Genomic DNA, 659 nt, shown 5'->3' with positions numbered 1-659 from the left:
ACTTTGTTCTGAAGAAACAGCGACCCTTCGCATGTTCAGGCGCTCTTTAAGGTTGTTGAAAGCTTTTTCCACCAGATCTTTGTTCCGGTAAATTTCCAATGCCGTCACCGCATCCTTGATGTCATTGCTGACAAGAGCAAAATATCCATAGTGACGCTTGGCTTCAGCCATGGCCGCATCATTGGCAATAACCTTGGTTCCTCGAACCGGAGTTTTTTTAACCTCGAAATATTTAGCGTACTGCTTCTCATGATCCGGGTGTCGCTGTTCGCTTTCTAATTCGTTCTGCAGTAGGGCCATTCGATTGTTGAAGGCAGTTTCATCCTCTAATGCCCGTTCCGGGGAAAAGTAAAGATGGAGATACATACGGCGCTTTGCCTTGATTGTATCTTTTTTGTAAGGACGTTCCTGGGAATAATTCCAGGTAACCGGAATGGAATAGGTATAGAGTTGATAATCCTGGCTGTAATTGGTCCAGTGACGCATTTCTTCGCGGACATCATCAAGTTGATCTTTGACGAGCTTCAACGATGTTTTTGCTCCAATCAGGAATTTCATGTGGTGTTTGTACAGATCGTTGATATTAGAGGCACTGAAGTAACCACGGTCAAGAACAACTTTAAATTTTTCATAGCCGAGCGTATTCATATCCGCTAATA

At 43.6% G+C, this 659-nt stretch carries 1 protein-coding gene; it reads right to left on the bottom strand.

Annotation, left to right across the window (positions count from 1 at the left end; all coding sequences use genetic code 11):
• On the bottom strand, window positions 1-659 hold a 659-nt coding region (locus ACYQ2M_RS25210), incomplete at both ends, for an IS1634 family transposase (protein WP_459919162.1).

It is taken from the genome of Desulfocicer niacini (assembly GCF_054657595.1).
Note: the sequence above shows the minus strand (reverse complement) of the source record. Positions and strands in the feature narration are given on the sequence as shown.